Below are 16,370 nucleotides of genomic sequence, written 5' to 3' on the forward strand. Positions count from 1 at the left end.
TCCAAGGAAAACGCCATGAACGGCTCCATGATGCAGCAGCAACTGCTGATTTCCTCCCTCCTCACGCACGCCGAGCGCCACCACGGCGACCAGCAGGTCGTCTCGCGCCGCGTCGAGGGAGACATCCACCGCTACACCTACCGCGAGCTCGCCGCCCGCGCGCGCAGGATGGCCAACGCCGTCGCGGCGCTGGGCGTCAAGTTCGGCGGCCGGGTGGCCACGCTGGCCTGGAACGGCTACCGCCACATGGAGCTGTACTACGCGGTGTCGGGCTCCGGCGCCGTGCTGCACACGCTCAATCCGCGCCTGCATCCCGACCAGGTGGTCTGGATCGCCGACCACGCCGAGGACGAAGTGCTGTTCTTCGACCTGAGCTTCCTGCCGCTGATCGAGGCGGTGGCCGGCCGCGTGAAGACCATCAAGGCCTTCGTGGCCATGACGGATCGCTCGCGCATGCCCGCCAGCACCAGCATCCCGAACCTGCTTTGCTACGAGGACCTGGTCGCGGCCCAGAGCGACGTGTTCCAGTGGCCGGTGTTCGACGAGAACACCGCCAGCTCGCTGTGCTACACCTCGGGCACCACCGGCAATCCCAAGGGCGCGCTCTACAGCCACCGCTCCACCATCCTGCACACGTACGCCAGCGCCCTGCCCGACGGGCTGTGCTGGTCGGCCAAGGACACCATCCTGCCCGTGGTGCCCATGTTCCACGTCAACGCCTGGGGCCTGCCCTATGCCGCCTGCATGGTGGGCGCCAAGCTGGTGTTCCCGGGTCCGTTCCTGGACGGCAAGAGCCTGTACGAGCTGTTCGAAGCCGAAGGCGTGACGGTGTCCGCCGGCGTGCCCACGGTGTGGCAGGGCCTGCTGATGCACGTCGAAGCGGGCAACCTGAAGTTCAGCACGATGCGCCGGACCATCATCGGCGGCTCGGCCTGTCCGCCGGCGATGATGCAGGCCTTCCAGGACCGCTACGACGTCGCCGTGCTGCACGCCTGGGGCATGACCGAGCTCAGCCCGCTGGGCACCGCCTGCGTGCTCAAGCCGCAGCAGCTCAAGCTGCCGCCCGAGCAGCGCCTGGCCATCCAGGCCAAGCAGGGCCGGCCGGTGTTCGGCGTCGACCTGAAGATCGTCGACGACGAAGGCCGCGAGCTGCCGCACGACGGCAAGGCCTCGGGCGAGCTGCTGGTGCGCGGCCCCTGGGTGATCCAGAAGTACTTCAAGGGCGAGGGCGGCGACCCGCTGGTCAACGGCTGGTTCCCCACCGGCGACGTCGCCACCGTCGACGCCGACGGCTTCATGCAGATCACCGACCGCAGCAAGGACGTGATCAAGTCCGGCGGCGAGTGGATCGGCTCCATCGACCTGGAGAACATCGCGATGGCGCACCCCGCGGTGGCGATGGCCGCCTGCATCGCCGCACGCCACCCGAAGTGGGACGAGCGCCCGCTGCTGGTGGTGGTGAAGAAGCCGGGCGCGGACGTGTCGCGCAACGAGCTGCTGAAGTTCTACGACGGCAAGATCGCCAAGTGGTGGACGCCCGACGACGTGGTCTTCGTCGACAGCATCCCGCTGGGCGCGACCGGCAAGGTGCAGAAGAACAAGCTGCGCGACCAGTTCAGCGACCACAAGCTGCCGTCGGCCTGACCATGGAACTGACCGCCCGCGTCTCGCTCGGGTCGGCGCGCGTGCGCACCCTCGCGCCCGGCCTGCTGGCCTGCGGCGTGGTGGGGGCGGCCGCCGCCTTCCTCTCCGAGCATTACGGTGCGCCCGTGATGCTGTTCGCCCTGCTGCTCGGCATGGCGATGAACTTCCTGTCCACCGAAGGCGCCTGCAAGCCCGGCATCGAATTCACGTCGAAGCAGGTGCTGCGCGTCGGCATCGCGCTGCTGGGCCTGCGCATCACGATCGCCCAGGTGGTCGCGCTCGGCTGGGGCCCGATCGCCCTGGTGATCGTCTGCGTGGTGGTGACCATCGGCGTGTCCATGCTGGCCGCGCGCCTCATGGGCTTCCAGACCCTGTTCGGCCTGCTGTCCGGCGGTGCCACCGCGATCTGCGGCGCCTCGGCGGCCCTGGCGCTGTCGGCGGCCTTGCCGGCGCACCCGCAAAAGGACAAGGCGACGCTGTTCACCGTGATCGTGGTGTCCGCGCTGTCCACCGTGGCGATGGTGCTCTATCCCATGGTGACGCAGGCGCTGGACTTCAGTGCGCCCGTGGCGGGCAAGTTCCTGGGCGGCACGATCCACGACGTCGCCCAGGTCGTCGGCGCCGGCTACAGCATCTCCACCGAGGCGGGCGACGTCGCCACGCTGGTCAAGCTGATGCGCGTGGCCATGCTGCTGCCCGTGATCCTGTTCGCCTCGCTGCTGACGCGGCGCAGCGGCGCCGCCGAAGGCGGCGAGCGCCCGCCGCTGCTGCCCTGGTTCGCGGTCGCCTTCGCCGTGCTGGTGGCGATCAACAGCACCGGCTGGGTGCCGCATGCGCTGCAGGCCGTCGGCAGCGACGTCTCGCGCTGGTTCCTGGTGATCTCGATCGCCGGCATCGGCATGAAGACGCACCTGAAGGAACTGGCCACCGTCGGCATCAAGCCGGTGCTGCTGATGCTCGGCGAGACGCTGTTCCTCGCCGCCCTGGCGCTGCTGCTCCTGCGCTGGCTCCCCTGAATCCCGAATCCGGAACGAGACCCATGAACCGTATCGCGCTCTCCCGGCGGCAGCTGCTGTCCGCCGCCCTGCTCTCCCTCGCCCCCGGGCTGGGCCTGGCCCAGGCCTGGCCGACGAAACCCGTGCGCCTCGTGGTGGCCGGCCCGGCCGGCGGCAGCGCCGACCTGGTGGCCCGGCTCGTCTCCGAGCCGCTGGCGCGCGAGCTGGGCCAGCCGGTCATCGTCGACAACAAGCCGGGCGGCGCCGGCGCCATCGCGGTGGGTGAACTGCTGCAGGCCCCGCGCGACGGCCACACCCTGCTGGTGGGCGTGAACTCGCTGGTGAGCGAGATCCCGCACATCGTCAAGCTGCGCTGGGACATGGGCAAGGAAATCCGCCCCCTGGCCGAGCTGTCGCGCGGCGGCCTGGTGCTGGTGGCGCATCCCTCGATGCCCGCCAGGGACCTGAAGGAGCTGGTGGCCCATGCCAAGGCCAACCCCGGCAAGCTCAATTACGCTTCCTACAGCCCCGGCACGCTGTCGCACGTGCTCGGACTGCAACTGAACCAGGCCGCCGGCATCCAGCTCACGCACGTGGGCTACAAGGGCTCGACGCCCGCGCTGGCCGACGTGATGGGCAACCACGTGCCGCTGATGTTCGACGGCCTGGCGACCTCGCTGCCCCTCATCAAGTCCGGCAAGATCAAGGCCTATGCGGTCAGCTCGCCCCAGCGCGCGCCGCAGCTGCCGGACGTGCCGACCTTCCGCGAGGCGGGCTATCCGCAGCTGGACGCGCTGGGCTGGATGGGCCTGTGGTCCACGCCCGACGTCCCGGCGGCCGTGCAGGCGCGGGTGCGCGAGGCGGCCCTGAAGGTGCTGTCCGATGCCGGCCTGCGCGCGCGCATGCTCGAGACCGGTTTCGAGGCCGGGCTGCCGCGCACGACCGAAGAAATGGCCAAGGGCCTGAAGGCCGACTACGACCGCGTGGGTGGCGTGCTCCAGTCCATCGGCTTCAAGCCGGAGTAAGCCTCAGCCTGCGCGCGCCGCGCGCAGCAGTTCCATGAAGCGCACCGCGCCTGGATCGTCGCGCATGGGCTCGACGATGCAGGTGGCGAAGGCATCGGCCATGGTGCCGCCCGCCTCCATGCAGCGCGCGGTCAGTTCCGCGAAGCGCCGCAGCTGGCGCTCGGGGAACTGGCCGGCGTTGCGCTCGAAGTGCAGCGCGAACTCGCGCAGCAGCGAATGCGGCGTCGGCCCCGCGCTTTCCAGCACCGACTCGCCCCAGGCCCCGAAGTCCCTCGGCAGGCCGGGGAAGATCGCGGCCAGGGCCTCCTTGAGTTCGGCGCAGGACTGCGGCAGGCGCTTCATGGACCCATCCTAAGCGAGCCCCGCGCGGCCACGCAGGCGCCCGCACGATCTGTCGGCTTTCGGCTACGCTGCGCGCGTTCCAAACAAAGGAGTGCGTGCATGCCCCCACGTCTGACGTCCCAGGATTTCGACCAGGACCTGCTGATCCTCTTCGACGCCTACGTGCACGGCAAGCTGGACCGGCGCGGCTTCCTCGACAAGGCGCAACGCTTCGCCAAGGCCGGCGTGACCGCGGCCGGCCTGCTCGCTTCGCTCAGCCCGGACTTCGCGTCGGGCCAGCAGGTGAAGCCCGAGGACGCGCGGCTGAAGACGCAGCGCGTCACCATCCCCTCGCCCCAGGGCAACGGCCAGCTGCACGGCTATCTCGCCCGCCCCGCGTCTGCCGGCACCGGCAAGCTGCCCGCGATCCTCGTGGTCCACGAGAACCGCGGACTGAACCCGCACATCGAGGACATCGCGCGCCGGCTGGCGCTGGACGGCTTCATGGCCTTCGCCCCCGATGCGCTCACGTCGCTGGGCGGCTATCCCGGCGACGAGGACAAGGCGCGCGAGGCCTTCGCCAGGCTGGACCAGGCCAAGACGCGCGAGGACTTCCTGGCGGCGGCGGCCTGGCTGGACGCGCGCCCGGACAGCAACGGCAAGCTGGGCGCGGTGGGCTTCTGCTGGGGCGGCGGCATGGTGCACTGGCTGGCGACGCGCCTGCCTGGCCTGGATGCCGGGGTGCCGTTCTACGGCAACACGCCCCCGCCGGAGGAGGCCGCCAGGGTCCAGGCGCCGCTGCTGGTGCACCTGGCCGGCGTCGACGAACGCATCAACGCCGCCTGGCCTGCCTACGAAGCCGCGTTGCGCGCGGCCGGCGTGAAGTACACGATGGTGCAGTACCCGGGGACGCAACACGGCTTCAACAACGACACGACGCCGCGCTACGACGCGGCGGCGGCCAAGCAGGCCTGGGACCGGACCGTGGCCTTCTTCCGCAGCAACCTGGGCGCCGGCTGAGCGCCGCGCGCTGCACGCCGGACAAAAAAAGAGGGCCGCGGACGCGGCCCTCCAACCCTGGAGACGATTTGCCCTGCGGCGCCGGCCTCAGGCCTTGCGCGCGCGCAGCAGGAAGTGCGACAGCGCCGGAATCAGGATCACCGCGCCGACCATGTTCCACAGGAACATGAACGCGAGCAGGATGCCCATGTCGGCCTGGAACTTGATGGGCGAGAAGGCCCAGGTCAGCACGCCGACGGCGAGCGTGACGCCGACCAGCACCACCACGCGGCCGGTGAACTCCAGCGCGACCTTGTAGGCCTGGGCGAGCGAGGCGCCGTGGCGCTGCTGCGCGAGCTGCACCGACAGCAGGTACAGCGCGTAGTCCACGCCGATGCCCACGCCCAGCGCGATCACCGGCAGCGTCGCCACCTTCACGCCGATGCCCAGGCCCACCATCAGGGCCTCGCACAGCACGGAGGTGATCACCAGCGGCACGACCGCCACGACCACCGCGCGCCAGCTGCGGAAGGTGATGAAGCACAGCAGGATCACCGCCGCGTACACCAGCAGCAGCATCTGCGTCCAGGCCTTGCGCACGACGATGTTGGTCGCCGCCTCGATGCCCGCGCTGCCCGCCGCCAGCTGGAACTCGCGGTCCTGGGCCGAGTGCGTCCGCGCGAACTGGTCGGCCACGGCCACCACGCGGTCCAGCGTCTCGGCGCGGTGGTCGGACAGGTAGGCGATCACCGGCATCACCGAGCAGTCGGTGTTGAACAGGTCGGGGTTGTTCACGCTCGCCTGCTGCGCGCCGTAGTTCAGCACGTCCTGGTTGCGGGCGATGGTGAGCCACTTGGGGCTGCCTTCGTTGCTGCCCGCCGTGATCTGGCGCACGGCGTTGGTCAGCGCCGCCGTCGTCTGCACGCCCGGCACCTGCTGCAGATTCCAGGCGAGGCGGTCGGCCTCCACCAGGGTCTCATACTTCAGGCACCCCTCCTTGGGCGTCTTGACGATGACAGCAAACGTATCGCTCGACAGGCTGTAGTGGTCCGTCGTGTAGGCGTTGTCCTTGTTGTAGCGGGAGTCGGCGCGCAGCTCCGGCGCGCCCGGGTCCAGGTCGCCGATCTTCAGGTGGGTGCTGGCCACGTAGCCCGCCGCCGTCAGGAGCGCCGCGACCACGAGCGCACCGGTCGCCCACCAGGGCTGCACGAACTTCTCGAAGAACACGAACAGCTTGTGGAAGGCGCCGCCGTCTTCCGCGTGCAGGCTGCGTTCCGCCGCCGCGGCGCTGACGCCCACGTACGACAGCAGCACCGGCAGCAGGATCAGGTTGGTGAAGATCAGCACGGCCACGCCCAGGCTGGCGGCCAGCGCCAGCTCGCGGATCACCGGGATGTCGATCACCATCAGCACGCCGAAGCCCACCGCGTCCGCCAGCAGCGCCGTGAGGCCGGCGAGGAACAGGCGGCGGAAGGTGAAGCGCGCGGCCACCAGCTTCTCGGCGCCGCGGCCGATGTCCTGCATGATGCCGTTCATCTTCTGGGCGCCATGGCTCACGCCGATGGCGAACACCAGGAAGGGCACCAGGATGGAGTACGGGTCCAGCTCGAAGCCGAGCAGTGCCACCAGCCCCAGCTGCCAGACGACGGCGGCCAGCGAGCAGGCGATGACCAGCACCGTGCTGCGCACGCAGCGCGTGTAGGCGTAGATGATGGCCGCGGCGATCAGCGCCGCCAGCACGAAGTACAGGGAGACCTGCACCAGGCCGGCGATGAGGTCGCCCACCAGCTTGGCGAAACCGGTGACGTGCAGGCGCACGGGGGCCGCATCGCCCATGGCGTCGTAGCGGGCGCGAATCTTCTCGATGCTCTGCGCCAGGGCGCGGTAGTCCAGGCGCTGGCCGGCCACCGGGTCCTTGTCCAGCAAGGGCAGCACGATCATGCTGGACTTGAAGTCGTCGCCGACCAGGCTGCCCACCAGGTTGGCGCGCGCGATGTTGCCGCGCAGCTGCGCGGTCGCCTCCGGCGAGCCGTTGTAGTTGTCCGGCATGACCGGGCCGCCGCGGAAGCCCTCCTCGGTCACCTCGGTCCAGCGCACGCCGGGGGCCCACAGCGACTTGACCCAGGCCCGGTCGACGCCGGTCGTGAGGAACAGCTCGTCGTGGATCTTCTTCAGTTCGTCGAGGTAGCGCGCGTCATAGATGGTGCCCTTGGGGCTCTCCACCACGATGCGCAGCGAGTTGCCCAGGCCGCGCAGCTCGGTGCGGTTGTCCAGGTAGTTCTGGATGTAGGGATGACCCCGGGGGATCATCTTGTCGAAGCTCGCGTTGAGCGTCAGCCGGACGGCGGCGACGGCGCCCAGCACCAGCGTGAGCAGCAGGCACACGACCAGCACCACGCGGCGGTTGTTGAACACCAGCCGCTCCAGGCGGGAGCCGGAAGCGGGGTCGAAGTCGGCGGCGGATGCGGCGAGCGCATCGTCGTCCATGGCAGGGGCATGCATGGCAGGTCCGGGAAAGGTCAGGCGTCAGGGCAGCGGCTGTGCCTGCACGCCGCGCGGTCCGGCCACGAGCACGCGACCGCTGGCGGCGCCCAGCACCGCAGCCGCGGGGAAGGGTCGCTCGAGGGAAACCGGCGCGAAGCGCGCGCCGTCGTCGGTGCTGACGAACAGGTGGCCGGCCTGGCTGGCCAGCAGGATGCGCCCGCCGGCGTCCACCGCGCTGGCGGTGATGCCGACCTGCACGCCCGTGGGCACCGCCTGCCAGCTCGCGCCGTGGTCGGTGCTGCGCAGCACGTTGCCGCGCAGGCCGTGCACCACCACGGCATTGGCCGTGCCGGTGACGCCGAACAGCGTGCCCTGGTAGGGCAGCGGCACGGCGGTGAAGCGGTTGCTGGTGCGATCGAGCTTGAGCAGCAGGCCCTGCTCGCCGGCGATCCACAGGTCGTCGCCGACCGGCCGCACCGCATACAGGTGCATCTTCTTCGGGTTGTCGGCCCGTTCCTGGGCGGAGGTCCAGGTGGCGCCGCCGTCCTGCGTCTCCAGCAGCGTGCCGAAGGCGCCGACGGCGTAGCCGCTGCGCTCGTCGCGGAACCACACGTCCAGCAGCGGCACGTCGGCCGCGTCCGGGCGGCCATCGCGCTGGCGCGTCCAGGTCTTGCCCGCGTCGGCGGTGTGCAGCACGACGCCGTCGTGGCCGACGGCCCAGCCCTTGGCCGGCGTGGGGAAGTGCACGGCCACCAGGTCGGAGCTCACCGGCACGCGGGCCTGCTTCCAGTCCTGGCCGGCGTTGTCGGTCCAGAGCACGTGGCCGCGCTGGCCGACCGCGACGATGCGGTCGCCCGCGCGCGCCAGTCCGGTCAGCAGGCCGCGCTGCGCGAGCGGGCTCTGCACGGCAGGCGTGTCCAGCACGTCGGACCAGCCTTGCACGGCGCCCGTGGCCGCCATGCCCGCCAGCGCGGTGCCGGCGGCCAGGGCCATCAGGATGTGGCGCGCGTTCATCGCGTCATGCTCCGCGCTGCGTCAGCGGATGCCGGAGCCCGCGAGGGCGTCGGCGGTCCACTCGCGCTCGGACAGGGCCTTGGTGTGGCGCAGGCCGCCGGTCTCGGCGATGAAGCCGGTCACGGAGTACACGCGCGAGACCAGGTCGTAGTGGCCGAACATGTCGGTGTAGGGCGCGGGCAGGTCGTAGCTCGGAGCCATGTAGGCGAAGCCGGCGCGCCACAGCTGGCCGCGCGCGTCGTACGCGTCGCTGGCGAGCGCCGCCCAGGAGTCCTCGTCCAGGTAGAAGGTGCGCTTGCTGTAGACGTGGCGCTTGCCTTCCTTGAGCGTGGCTTCCACCACCCACACGCGGTGCAGTTCCCAGCGCACGAGGTCGGGGTTCAGGTGGTTGGGCTTGAACAGGTCGTCCTGCTTGGACTGGTACACCGCCGCATAGGCGTTGTAGGGCACCAGCATCTCCTTCTTGCCGACCAGCTTGAAGTCGAAGCGGTCCATGGAACCGTTGAAGATGAAGGTGTCGTCGAAGGTGGTGGCACCGGCGGTGCCGGGGTTGGGCGTGTCGTGCGAGAGGTCGGGGGCGACCTTCACGCGGCGCTGGCCGGGCAGGTAGGCCCAGGCGCGGCGGTCCTTGGTGCCGATGTCCAGCGGGTCCACCAGCAGCAGGGCCTCGCCGGCGCGGCGCGCGGGCGCCGTGTAGGTGAGCTTCAGGCGCCAGTAGGTCTCGGCGTCGGCCTTGGCGTTGTCCCAGAACGGGTACTCCTGCACGCTGTTGCCTTCGGTGGCCAGCGAGGCGCGGCCGTTCGCGTCCACGTTGATGTTGCGGTACTTCGCCTCGTACGCCGGGCCGTTGAAGCGCACCAGGTGGTTCCACATCGCTTCGTTGCCGGTCTTGGGGATCGGAAACGGGAAGCCGGCGTGCGCGCCCTCGATGGAGCGGCCTTCGTTGAGCGTCCTGGCCTTGACCGCGTTCTTCACCGTGTTGTCGGTGACGTACTTCGGGAAGGCAACCGTGCGCTGGGTGGGGTACACGTCGACGCGGAAGGTCGGGTACTTCTGCAGCAGCGCCTTGGTGCCCTCGGTGAGGTTGCCGGCGTACTGCCCCATGTTCTTCGCGTCGACGGAGAACCTGGGCTTCTCGCTGGCGAAGGGGTTCGGGCGGATGCCGTCACCGGACTTGTAGCCGGCGGGCGGCGTCGTGAGGCCGCCGCCGTAGGCGGGGATGGTCCCGTCCTTGTTGGCGGCCTTCTCGCCGCCGACGGCGGTCAGGGTCGTGCCCAGCGCCTTCGCCTCTTCGGGCGACACGGCGGCGTGGGCGGCAAGCGCGCAGGACGCGGCGGCGATCGCCGCGAGGGTGCGGAGGGGAAACTTCATGGTCGTCTCCTTAGAAGGTGGTGCGGAACGTGAGGCTGACGAAACCCCGGTCCTTGAGGTAGGTCGTGAGGCCGTTGGTGGCGGTCACGGCCGTGGCGCTCGACTTGTAGGCACCGAGGAAGTCGATGTACTTCAGGTCGAAGCGGTACTTCTGGTACAGGTCGGCGCCGAGGCCGATCGAGTAGTTGCCCAGCTTCTCGTTGCCGCCGAAGGTGACGGCGGAGTTGCCGTGCAGGCCCACCGCGTAGGTGATGGGCGCGGAGAGGTCGACGCCGGGGAACACCTGGAACCAGGTGGGCGTGAAGGCCACGCTGGTGCCGACGTAGTCCTTGGTGGCGCAGCCGTTCCACTTGTCGGCGAGCGCGCCGCTGCAATTGGCCGAGAAGCCGATCGCGTTGAACAGGCTGGCGCCGCTGCGCACCTTCTCCCAGCGGGAGTACTGCAGTTCGGCCGCCCACACGGCCTGGTCGAAGACCGCGGTCTTGGCGACGGTGCCGGTGAGGTTGGCCAACGCATGCCAGGTGTCGCCGCGCGGGCCCTTGGTCTCGCCCTGGGCCGGCAGGCCGGGCGCGACGCCGAGCACCCGCGCGTTCAGCGGCGTGTTGTGGCGGTAGGAGAGCTCGGAGCCGAAGCTCATGCCGGCGATGTTCTTCGCGAAGCTCACGCCGTACAGGTCGATGTCGTCGGCGTAGATCAGGTTGTACCGGGTGCCGCTCGTGAGCAGGACCTGCGGCAGCTTGTCGGCGAAGCGCCGGTAGTAGAAGCCGAAGGTGCCGTCCACGGCCTTGGGGCTCCAGCGCGCGGACAGGCCGAACTCGCCGTGTTGCTTGGGCTCGGCGGCGGCGCCGCGGAACACGAAGCTGCCAGTGGGAAGGATCTGGCGGTCGGGGCCATTGAACACGAAGTCCACGGGGCCGAGGTAGGTGCCGCCTTCGGGATAGCGCGCCGACTCCCACTCCAGCAGGTACTGGCCGGCCACCGACAGGGTGTCCGACAGCTGCGCCTGGCCGGAGAGCTGGTTCAGGGGGCGGAACAGTTCCTTGGCTTCCGTGCCGGGCGTCGCGAAGCCCTTCTGCAGGTCCAGCGGGTTCTGCGCGTAGGAGATGGAGTGCAGGTGGCCGCCGAGGAACAGCGACTCGCCCCAGTACAGCGTGTGGCGGCCGGCTTTCAGTTGCACCGGCACCTCGCCGGCGTCGAAGCCGGTGAAGGCGAACGCGTCCAGCACTTCGCCAGACGGCCCGTGGTAGAAGCGCTTCGTGGTGTTGCTGTAGTTGCGGTTGATGTAGCTCCCGATCCGGGGGAAGAGTCCGTTGGGGTTGGTCTTGCTGAAGTTGCCGTAGGCATCGTCGAACCAGCCCGCGCCGCTCAGGCGGAAGCCGTGGCGCTTCTTGTAGACGACATCCAGCTCGGTGAGCAGGTCGATGCGCTTGGCGACCGCGTCGCCCTTGTCGAAGCTGTAGTCGCCTTCGTCGGCCAGGGGGTCGTTGCCGATCTTGTTGTCGCGGCCCTCCACGCGCACGCCGTAGTTCAGGCGCACGGTGTTGTCCCAGCGCACGGACAGGTCCGGGTTGCCGGTGTCGAATTCGAAGGCCTGGGCGGCGCCGCAGGCAAGCAGGACGCCGGTGGCGACGGCGGTGAGGGACAGGCCGCGCAGCGCTCCGTGCACGCGCGAGCCCTGGATGGATCCGTTCAAGTTCTCTCCTCGAGGAATAAAGATGGGGCCGTACGCGCGCTTCGGCACTTCGCGGCAGCACGCATTCTTCTCAGCGAGGGGAACGCACGGCCCCCTCTTGTGCGGGGGGTGGGGAGGGTGGCTAGGGTTTCACCCGAGGGCCTGCAGGCCCCTTGCAGCCCGCGTCAGCGGCCGCAGGACAAGGGCGGCTGCTCGCGGCGCACCGGCGCGAGTTCGCGCGCGTAGCAGGCCACCGTCAGGAGCGCGGTGTTCACGCGCCGGTCCGCCGCGACGACGGCCTGCACGCGGCGGCGCCCGTTTTCCGCCGTGACCCAGTAGCGCAGGGGCGCGCCTTGCAGGTCCGGGTTGGGCTGGGACAAGGTGATGCGGGCCTGGGCGCCCGGACCGAGCCAGTCGTCGACGGCGGGGTGCGCCAGCACGAAGCGCAGGATGCGCGCCTCTTCCTCCGCGCGCGCCGCTTCCTGCCGCTCCCAGGTGACGCCGCCCGCATAGAGCAGCGCCGCCATCGGCAGGACGACGAGGACGATCCAGTGCTGCCGCCGCGGATCGGGCCGGCGCTCGCGCGAGACCATGATGGCCTCGGCGAACATCAGCGTCATGAAGCAGGCCGGAATGGCGCCGATCGACCACCAGAGGATGGCGCCCGAGGGCTCCGTGCCCGCGGCCGGCTGGGCCAGCAAGGCATAGGCCACCAGCCCCCAGAGGGGCAGCAGCCCGAGTCCGCCATAGAGCAGGAAGCCCATCGGGACAGTGTAGCCACCGCCTGCCCCGGCTGCACGCGAACTTCCTACAGCCAGCAGGACCTTGGCGCGTCATCCTGGGCCAGAAAGGATTCCACCATGGACAAGAAGAAGGTCATCGCCGCCGTGCTGGCCGGCCTCGCCATCGCCCCGGCCTTTGCGGACAAAGGGGGCCACCACGCCGACCGCTTCCGGGGCAAGGAGGACCACTACGCCTACGTCGACCGCCACGACGAGCACCGCGGCCACGGGGATCGCCGCGAGGACCGCCACGCCTACGCCGACCGCCACGATGACGGGCGCGGCTGCCCGCCCGGGCTGGCGAAGAAGCACAACGGCTGCCTGCCCCCCGGCCAGGCGAAGAAGATGCACCGCGACGGCCTCGTGGGACATCGCGTGCCGCCGAACGCGGTGTACGTGGTGCCCCGCCACGTGCGCGCCACCCTGCCGCCGCCGCCCTACGGTTACCGCTACGCGGTGGTGAACAACCAGGTGGTGCTGGTCTCCGACGCGAACATCGTGGTCAACATCGTGCTGCGCGGCCTGGGCTGAGGCGCTGGCCCTAGCCTGGCCAGCGGAAGGTGATGCCCGCCGGCTTGCCGCCGGTGGTGACGGTCTGCCGCTGCGTGCTGCCCTGCGAGGTCGCCGCGATCTCGTAGCGGCCCGCAGGCGCCAGGTCGAGCAGCATCAGCGGCCCTGCGCACCGGCCCTGCAGCACCACCTTGCCGTCGCGCCGCACTTCGTAGTCCACGTCGGCGACATAGGCCCCGCTGGTGCTCGCGAAGGTCACCAGCAGGCCATGCTGCGCCGCCTCGGCCTTGAGGCTCTTCTGGTCTTCGTCGCCGACGCCGCCGCAACGCACGGCCGACGCCTTCGCTGTGGCCGAGCCCGTGGCGGTCGCCGCGGCCTGCGCCAGGACCGTGCCCGTGCCGAGCGCAAGCGCCACGGCGAGGATCGCGTTTTTCATCGACTGCTCCTTTTCCAATCGGCCATTCTGGCGCGTGGCGGCCTGCCCAGGGGCCGCGTGTTGCCGATCGTGAGCGAACTGCGGCACACTGGCGCGATGAGCCACGCGCACGACGACGGGCACGGGCACGAGCACAGCGAACTCGACGAGACCGAGCTGCGCGTGCGGGCCCTGCAGACCATCCTCACCGAAAAGGGCTACATCGAACCGGCCGCGCTCGACGCGATCGTCGAGACCTACCAGACCCGCATCGGCCCGCGCAATGGCGCGCGCGTCGTCGCCCGGGCCTGGAGCGATCCGGCCTTCCGCGACTGGCTGCTGCGCGATGCGAGCGCCGCCATCGCCTCGCTCGGCTACACCGGCCGCCAGGGCGAGCACATGGTGGCGGTGGAAAACACGGACGCCGTGCACAACATGGTGGTCTGCACGCTGTGCAGCTGTTACCCGTGGCCCGTGCTGGGCCTGCCGCCGGTCTGGTACAAGAGCGCGCCTTACCGCTCGCGCGCGGTGCGCGACCCGCGCGGCGTGCTGGCCGATTTCGGCGTGGAGCTGCCGCCCGAGCGGCAGGTGCGCGTCTGGGACTCGACCGCCGAAGTGCGCTACCTGGTGATCCCGCAGCGGCCCGCCGGCACCGGCGGGCTCGACGAGGAGCAGCTTGCCGCCCTCGTGACGCGCGACTCCATGATAGGCACCGGCCTGCCGCGCCAGCCATGACGTACAGCACGCATGCCGACCTGGGCGGCCAGCCAGGCCACGGCCCGGTGGTCCCCGAACCGGAAGACGTCCTTTTCCATGCGGACTGGGAGCGCGAGGTGCTGGCAGTCGTGCTGGCCATGGGCGCCACCGGCAGCTGGAACCTCGACATGACGCGCGCGGCGCGCGAGACCCTGCCCGACTACGCGCAGCGCAGCTACTACCAGGTCTGGCTGGCCGCCCTCGAAAAGCTCATGGCCGAGCGTGGCCAGGTGCTGCCCGACGAAGTGGCCGCCGGCCACACGTTGCATGCACCGGTGCCCGTGGCGCGCGTGCTGCGCGCCGGCGACGTCGCCGCGGCGCTGGCGCGCGGCTCGCCCACGCAGCGCGACGATGGCCCTCCGCCCCGCTTTGCACCGGGCGATCGCGTGCGCACCCGCGCGCATGCCGTGCCGCACCACACGCGCCTTCCCGGCTACGCACGCGGCAAGGTCGGCGTGATCGAGCGCGTGCACGGCCCGCACGTGTTCGCGGACACGCATGCGCAAGGACTGGGGGAGCAGCCGCAACCGCTGTACACGGTGGTGTTCGAAGCCGCTCAGTTGTGGGGACCGGATGCGGCGCCAGGGCTGCGCGTTTCCATCGATGCCTGGCAGCCTTACCTGGAGCCGGCGTGAGCTTCGCATCGATGCTCTACACTGGAGTGGAGGCAACACGACAACAGGAACAATGCCCGAGCGCCCACCACGATCCGCGACCGCATCGTCCGCCGGCACCGCACTCGCCGCGCTCGAACTCTATCTCCAGCACGTGGCTCGGCTGGCGCAACGCCCCGTGGATGCGGAGCTCTACCAGACTGTCGCGCAGGACATCGAGACGGTGCGGCTTGCCTGCCGCGAGCTGCCCCAGGCCAGTACGGCCTGGACCGGCCTGCTGATCGCCCATGCGGAGCTGATGCACGGCTTGTGGCTGGGCTCGCGGGGGCAGCAGCCGGACCTGGCGGGGCAGCTGGAACGGGTCCGGGAGAACGCGCAGCGTGTGCAGGCGGTGTGCATGCGCCTGGCGGGGCCGCCCGGCTGAATCCGGGGCCTAGGGCCGCGCCGCGAGCAGCGCGCGCAGGCGCTGCGCCTCCGACTCCATGAGATCGATGGTTCGCAGCAGCACCTGCAATGCGGGGTCGGACGCGTTCGCCTGCGCGCTGCGCACCTCGCCGCCATGCTTCCGGATCGCGTCCTCCAGCCGGCGCAGCGCCTCTCGCAGGTCCTCACTTTGTCCGGATTCGTACATAGCGCGCCACTATAGATGAGTCCGTCCCGCTATAACGGAAGCCGAAGGTAAAAACCACGAACAACATGGAGACCGAGCAATCCCACCTGCGCGCGAACCGCCTGCTCGCGCTGCTGGATGCCCCCACCTTGCAGGCGCTGGCACCCCGCCTGGAGCGCGTGGAGCTGCGGCTGCGCGAGACCTTGTGGGAGGAAGACGGCCCCATGGCGCATGCCTGGTTCCCCGCGGCAGGCACGCTGTCCATGCTGGCGGCGACATCGGCCGCGCAGACGCGCATCGAAGTCGCGACCATCGGCCGGGAGGGCGCATTGGCGGTGCCCCTCGTGCTCGGCGCCCAGCGCAGCCCCGGCCTGGTGTTCCCGCAGGTCACCGGCTGGGGCTGGCGCATGGAGGCACGCGATTTCCTCGCCGCGGTGCGCGAGCACGCTGCTTTCGCGCACTGGATGAACCGCTATGCCTACGCCCTGCTGGTGCAGGCCTCGCAAGGCACCGCCTGCAACCGGGCCCATGCGGCGGAGCAACGCTGCGCCCGCTGGCTGCTGCAGACGCACGACCGCGTGGAGGGGGACAGCTTCGACCTGACCCAGGAATTCCTGGCCGAAATGCTGGGCGAGCGCCGCGCGACCGTGAACCGCTCGGCCACGCTGCTGCAGCAGCGGGGTCTCATCCGCTACAGCCGCGGCCACATCGAGGTGCTGGATCGCGCGGGGCTCGAAGACGCGGCTTGCGGCTGCTACCGCTACATCCGCGGGGTCTACGAAGAGACGCTCGCACCATGACACCGGACCTTCCCGGCCTGCCGCGCGATGCCGAAGGGCCGGTGTTCGGCGCGCCCTGGCAGGCGCAGGCCTTCGCCATGGCGGTCGCGCTGCACGCGCAGGGGCTGTTCACCTGGCCCGAGTGGGCCCAGGCGCTCGCGCAGACGATCCGCACCTCGCCCGCCGGCGCCGGCGAGGACGCGGGCGACGCCTACTACCGGCAGTGGCTGGAAACACTGGAGCAGCTCGTTGCGCGCTGCGGCGCGAGCTCGCCGGCGGAGCTGCGCCGCTACCGCGATGCGTGGGATCGGGCGGCCGACCGAACGCCGCACGGCCACCCCATCGAACTGGGGCCCGGGGACTTCGCGGACTGAAGCGC

The 16,370-nt window shown here is 70.4% G+C and carries 18 protein-coding genes; 10 read left to right on the forward strand and 8 right to left on the reverse strand.

Translation table 11 applies throughout. The features are described from left to right. Window positions 1-15 precede the first annotated feature (15 nt). From AC3EGR_RS12620 to AC3EGR_RS12630, 3 genes are read left to right on the forward strand one after another with little or no spacing between them, the layout of a single operon-like run. A complete protein-coding gene (locus AC3EGR_RS12620; RefSeq protein ID WP_488546830.1) occupies window positions 16-1,644 on the forward strand; it encodes a 3-(methylthio)propionyl-CoA ligase in 1,629 nt (542 codons plus the stop codon). A 2-nt stretch (window positions 1,645-1,646) separates the two neighbouring features. Beyond that, on the forward strand, window positions 1,647-2,660 hold the full coding sequence (locus AC3EGR_RS12625) for a YeiH family protein (RefSeq protein ID WP_488546831.1): 1,014 nt from the start codon (window positions 1,647-1,649) through the stop codon (window positions 2,658-2,660). 23 nt (window positions 2,661-2,683) lie between these two features. Further along, a complete protein-coding gene (locus AC3EGR_RS12630) occupies window positions 2,684-3,664 on the forward strand; it encodes a Bug family tripartite tricarboxylate transporter substrate binding protein (protein ID WP_488546832.1) in 981 nt (326 codons plus the stop codon). Window positions 3,665-3,667: 3 nt separating this feature from the next. Here the strand turns inward: AC3EGR_RS12630 and AC3EGR_RS12635 are convergent, their stop codons facing one another. Next, complete coding sequence (locus tag AC3EGR_RS12635) at window positions 3,668-4,006, reverse strand: hypothetical protein (RefSeq protein ID WP_488546833.1); 339 nt, start codon at window positions 4,004-4,006, stop codon at window positions 3,668-3,670. 99 nt (window positions 4,007-4,105) lie between these two features. On the opposite strand from AC3EGR_RS12635, the gene AC3EGR_RS12640 reads away from it, so the two are divergent. Beyond that, window positions 4,106-5,005: a dienelactone hydrolase family protein gene (locus AC3EGR_RS12640; protein ID WP_488546834.1), complete on the forward strand. Its 900-nt coding sequence runs from the start codon at window positions 4,106-4,108 to the stop codon at window positions 5,003-5,005. 87 nt (window positions 5,006-5,092) lie between these two features. On the opposite strand, the gene AC3EGR_RS12645 is transcribed toward AC3EGR_RS12640, so the two are convergent. From AC3EGR_RS12645 to AC3EGR_RS12665, 5 genes are all read right to left on the reverse strand, one after another. Continuing rightward, window positions 5,093-7,486, reverse strand: coding sequence for an efflux RND transporter permease subunit (locus AC3EGR_RS12645; protein WP_488546835.1), 2,394 nt, complete (start codon window positions 7,484-7,486; stop codon window positions 5,093-5,095). A 24-nt stretch (window positions 7,487-7,510) separates the two neighbouring features. Next, window positions 7,511-8,482 (reverse strand): WD40/YVTN/BNR-like repeat-containing protein, encoded by a 972-nt coding sequence (locus tag AC3EGR_RS12650; RefSeq protein WP_488546836.1) that lies wholly within the window; start codon window positions 8,480-8,482, stop codon window positions 7,511-7,513. Window positions 8,483-8,503: 21 nt separating this feature from the next. Next, window positions 8,504-9,853, reverse strand: a complete 1,350-nt coding sequence (locus tag AC3EGR_RS12655) for a DUF1329 domain-containing protein (protein ID WP_488546837.1) — start codon at window positions 9,851-9,853, stop codon at window positions 8,504-8,506. A 10-nt stretch (window positions 9,854-9,863) separates the two neighbouring features. Then, window positions 9,864-11,546 (reverse strand): DUF1302 domain-containing protein, encoded by a 1,683-nt coding sequence (locus AC3EGR_RS12660; RefSeq protein ID WP_488546838.1) that lies wholly within the window; start codon window positions 11,544-11,546, stop codon window positions 9,864-9,866. A gap of 164 nt (window positions 11,547-11,710) precedes the next feature. Continuing rightward, the gene (locus AC3EGR_RS12665; RefSeq protein WP_488546839.1) at window positions 11,711-12,289 is read right to left on the reverse strand and encodes a hypothetical protein; all 579 of its coding nucleotides are present in this window, start codon (window positions 12,287-12,289) and stop codon (window positions 11,711-11,713) included. Between the two features lie 96 nt (window positions 12,290-12,385). Here AC3EGR_RS12665 and AC3EGR_RS12670 point away from each other — a divergent pair, with 96 nt between their 5' ends. Further along, the gene (locus tag AC3EGR_RS12670; protein WP_488546840.1) at window positions 12,386-12,838 is read left to right on the forward strand and encodes an RcnB family protein; all 453 of its coding nucleotides are present in this window, start codon (window positions 12,386-12,388) and stop codon (window positions 12,836-12,838) included. Window positions 12,839-12,848: 10 nt separating this feature from the next. Here AC3EGR_RS12670 and AC3EGR_RS12675 read toward each other — a convergent pair whose 3' ends face one another. Further along, complete coding sequence (locus tag AC3EGR_RS12675) at window positions 12,849-13,253, reverse strand: hypothetical protein (protein WP_488546841.1); 405 nt, start codon at window positions 13,251-13,253, stop codon at window positions 12,849-12,851. Between the two features lie 96 nt (window positions 13,254-13,349). Here AC3EGR_RS12675 and nthA point away from each other — a divergent pair, with 96 nt between their 5' ends. The 3 genes from nthA to AC3EGR_RS12690 are packed head-to-tail and all read left to right on the forward strand — an operon-like array spanning window position 13,350 to window position 15,026. After that, complete coding sequence (gene nthA, locus AC3EGR_RS12680; protein WP_488546842.1) at window positions 13,350-13,967, forward strand: nitrile hydratase subunit alpha; 618 nt, start codon at window positions 13,350-13,352, stop codon at window positions 13,965-13,967. Continuing rightward, a complete protein-coding gene (gene nthB, locus AC3EGR_RS12685; protein ID WP_488546843.1) occupies window positions 13,964-14,623 on the forward strand; it encodes a nitrile hydratase subunit beta in 660 nt (219 codons plus the stop codon). Before nthA ends, nthB begins: the two co-directional genes overlap by 4 nt. A 52-nt stretch (window positions 14,624-14,675) precedes the next feature. Continuing rightward, on the forward strand, window positions 14,676-15,026 hold the full coding sequence (locus tag AC3EGR_RS12690; RefSeq protein ID WP_488546844.1) for a hypothetical protein: 351 nt from the start codon (window positions 14,676-14,678) through the stop codon (window positions 15,024-15,026). 9 nt (window positions 15,027-15,035) lie between these two features. Here the strand turns inward: AC3EGR_RS12690 and AC3EGR_RS12695 are convergent, their stop codons facing one another. Next, entirely contained in the window at window positions 15,036-15,233 is a 198-nt protein-coding gene (locus tag AC3EGR_RS12695) for a hypothetical protein (protein ID WP_488546845.1), read from the reverse strand. A 65-nt stretch (window positions 15,234-15,298) separates the two neighbouring features. Here AC3EGR_RS12695 and AC3EGR_RS12700 point away from each other — a divergent pair, with 65 nt between their 5' ends. Then, window positions 15,299-16,012: a Crp/Fnr family transcriptional regulator gene (locus tag AC3EGR_RS12700; RefSeq protein WP_488546846.1), complete on the forward strand. Its 714-nt coding sequence runs from the start codon at window positions 15,299-15,301 to the stop codon at window positions 16,010-16,012. Further along, window positions 16,009-16,365: a nitrile hydratase accessory protein gene (locus tag AC3EGR_RS12705; RefSeq protein ID WP_488546847.1), complete on the forward strand. Its 357-nt coding sequence runs from the start codon at window positions 16,009-16,011 to the stop codon at window positions 16,363-16,365. The genes AC3EGR_RS12700 and AC3EGR_RS12705 overlap by 4 nt, the downstream gene beginning before the upstream one ends. Window positions 16,366-16,370: the final 5 nt, after the last annotated feature.

The organism is Ramlibacter sp. G4-7 (genome assembly GCF_057784995.1).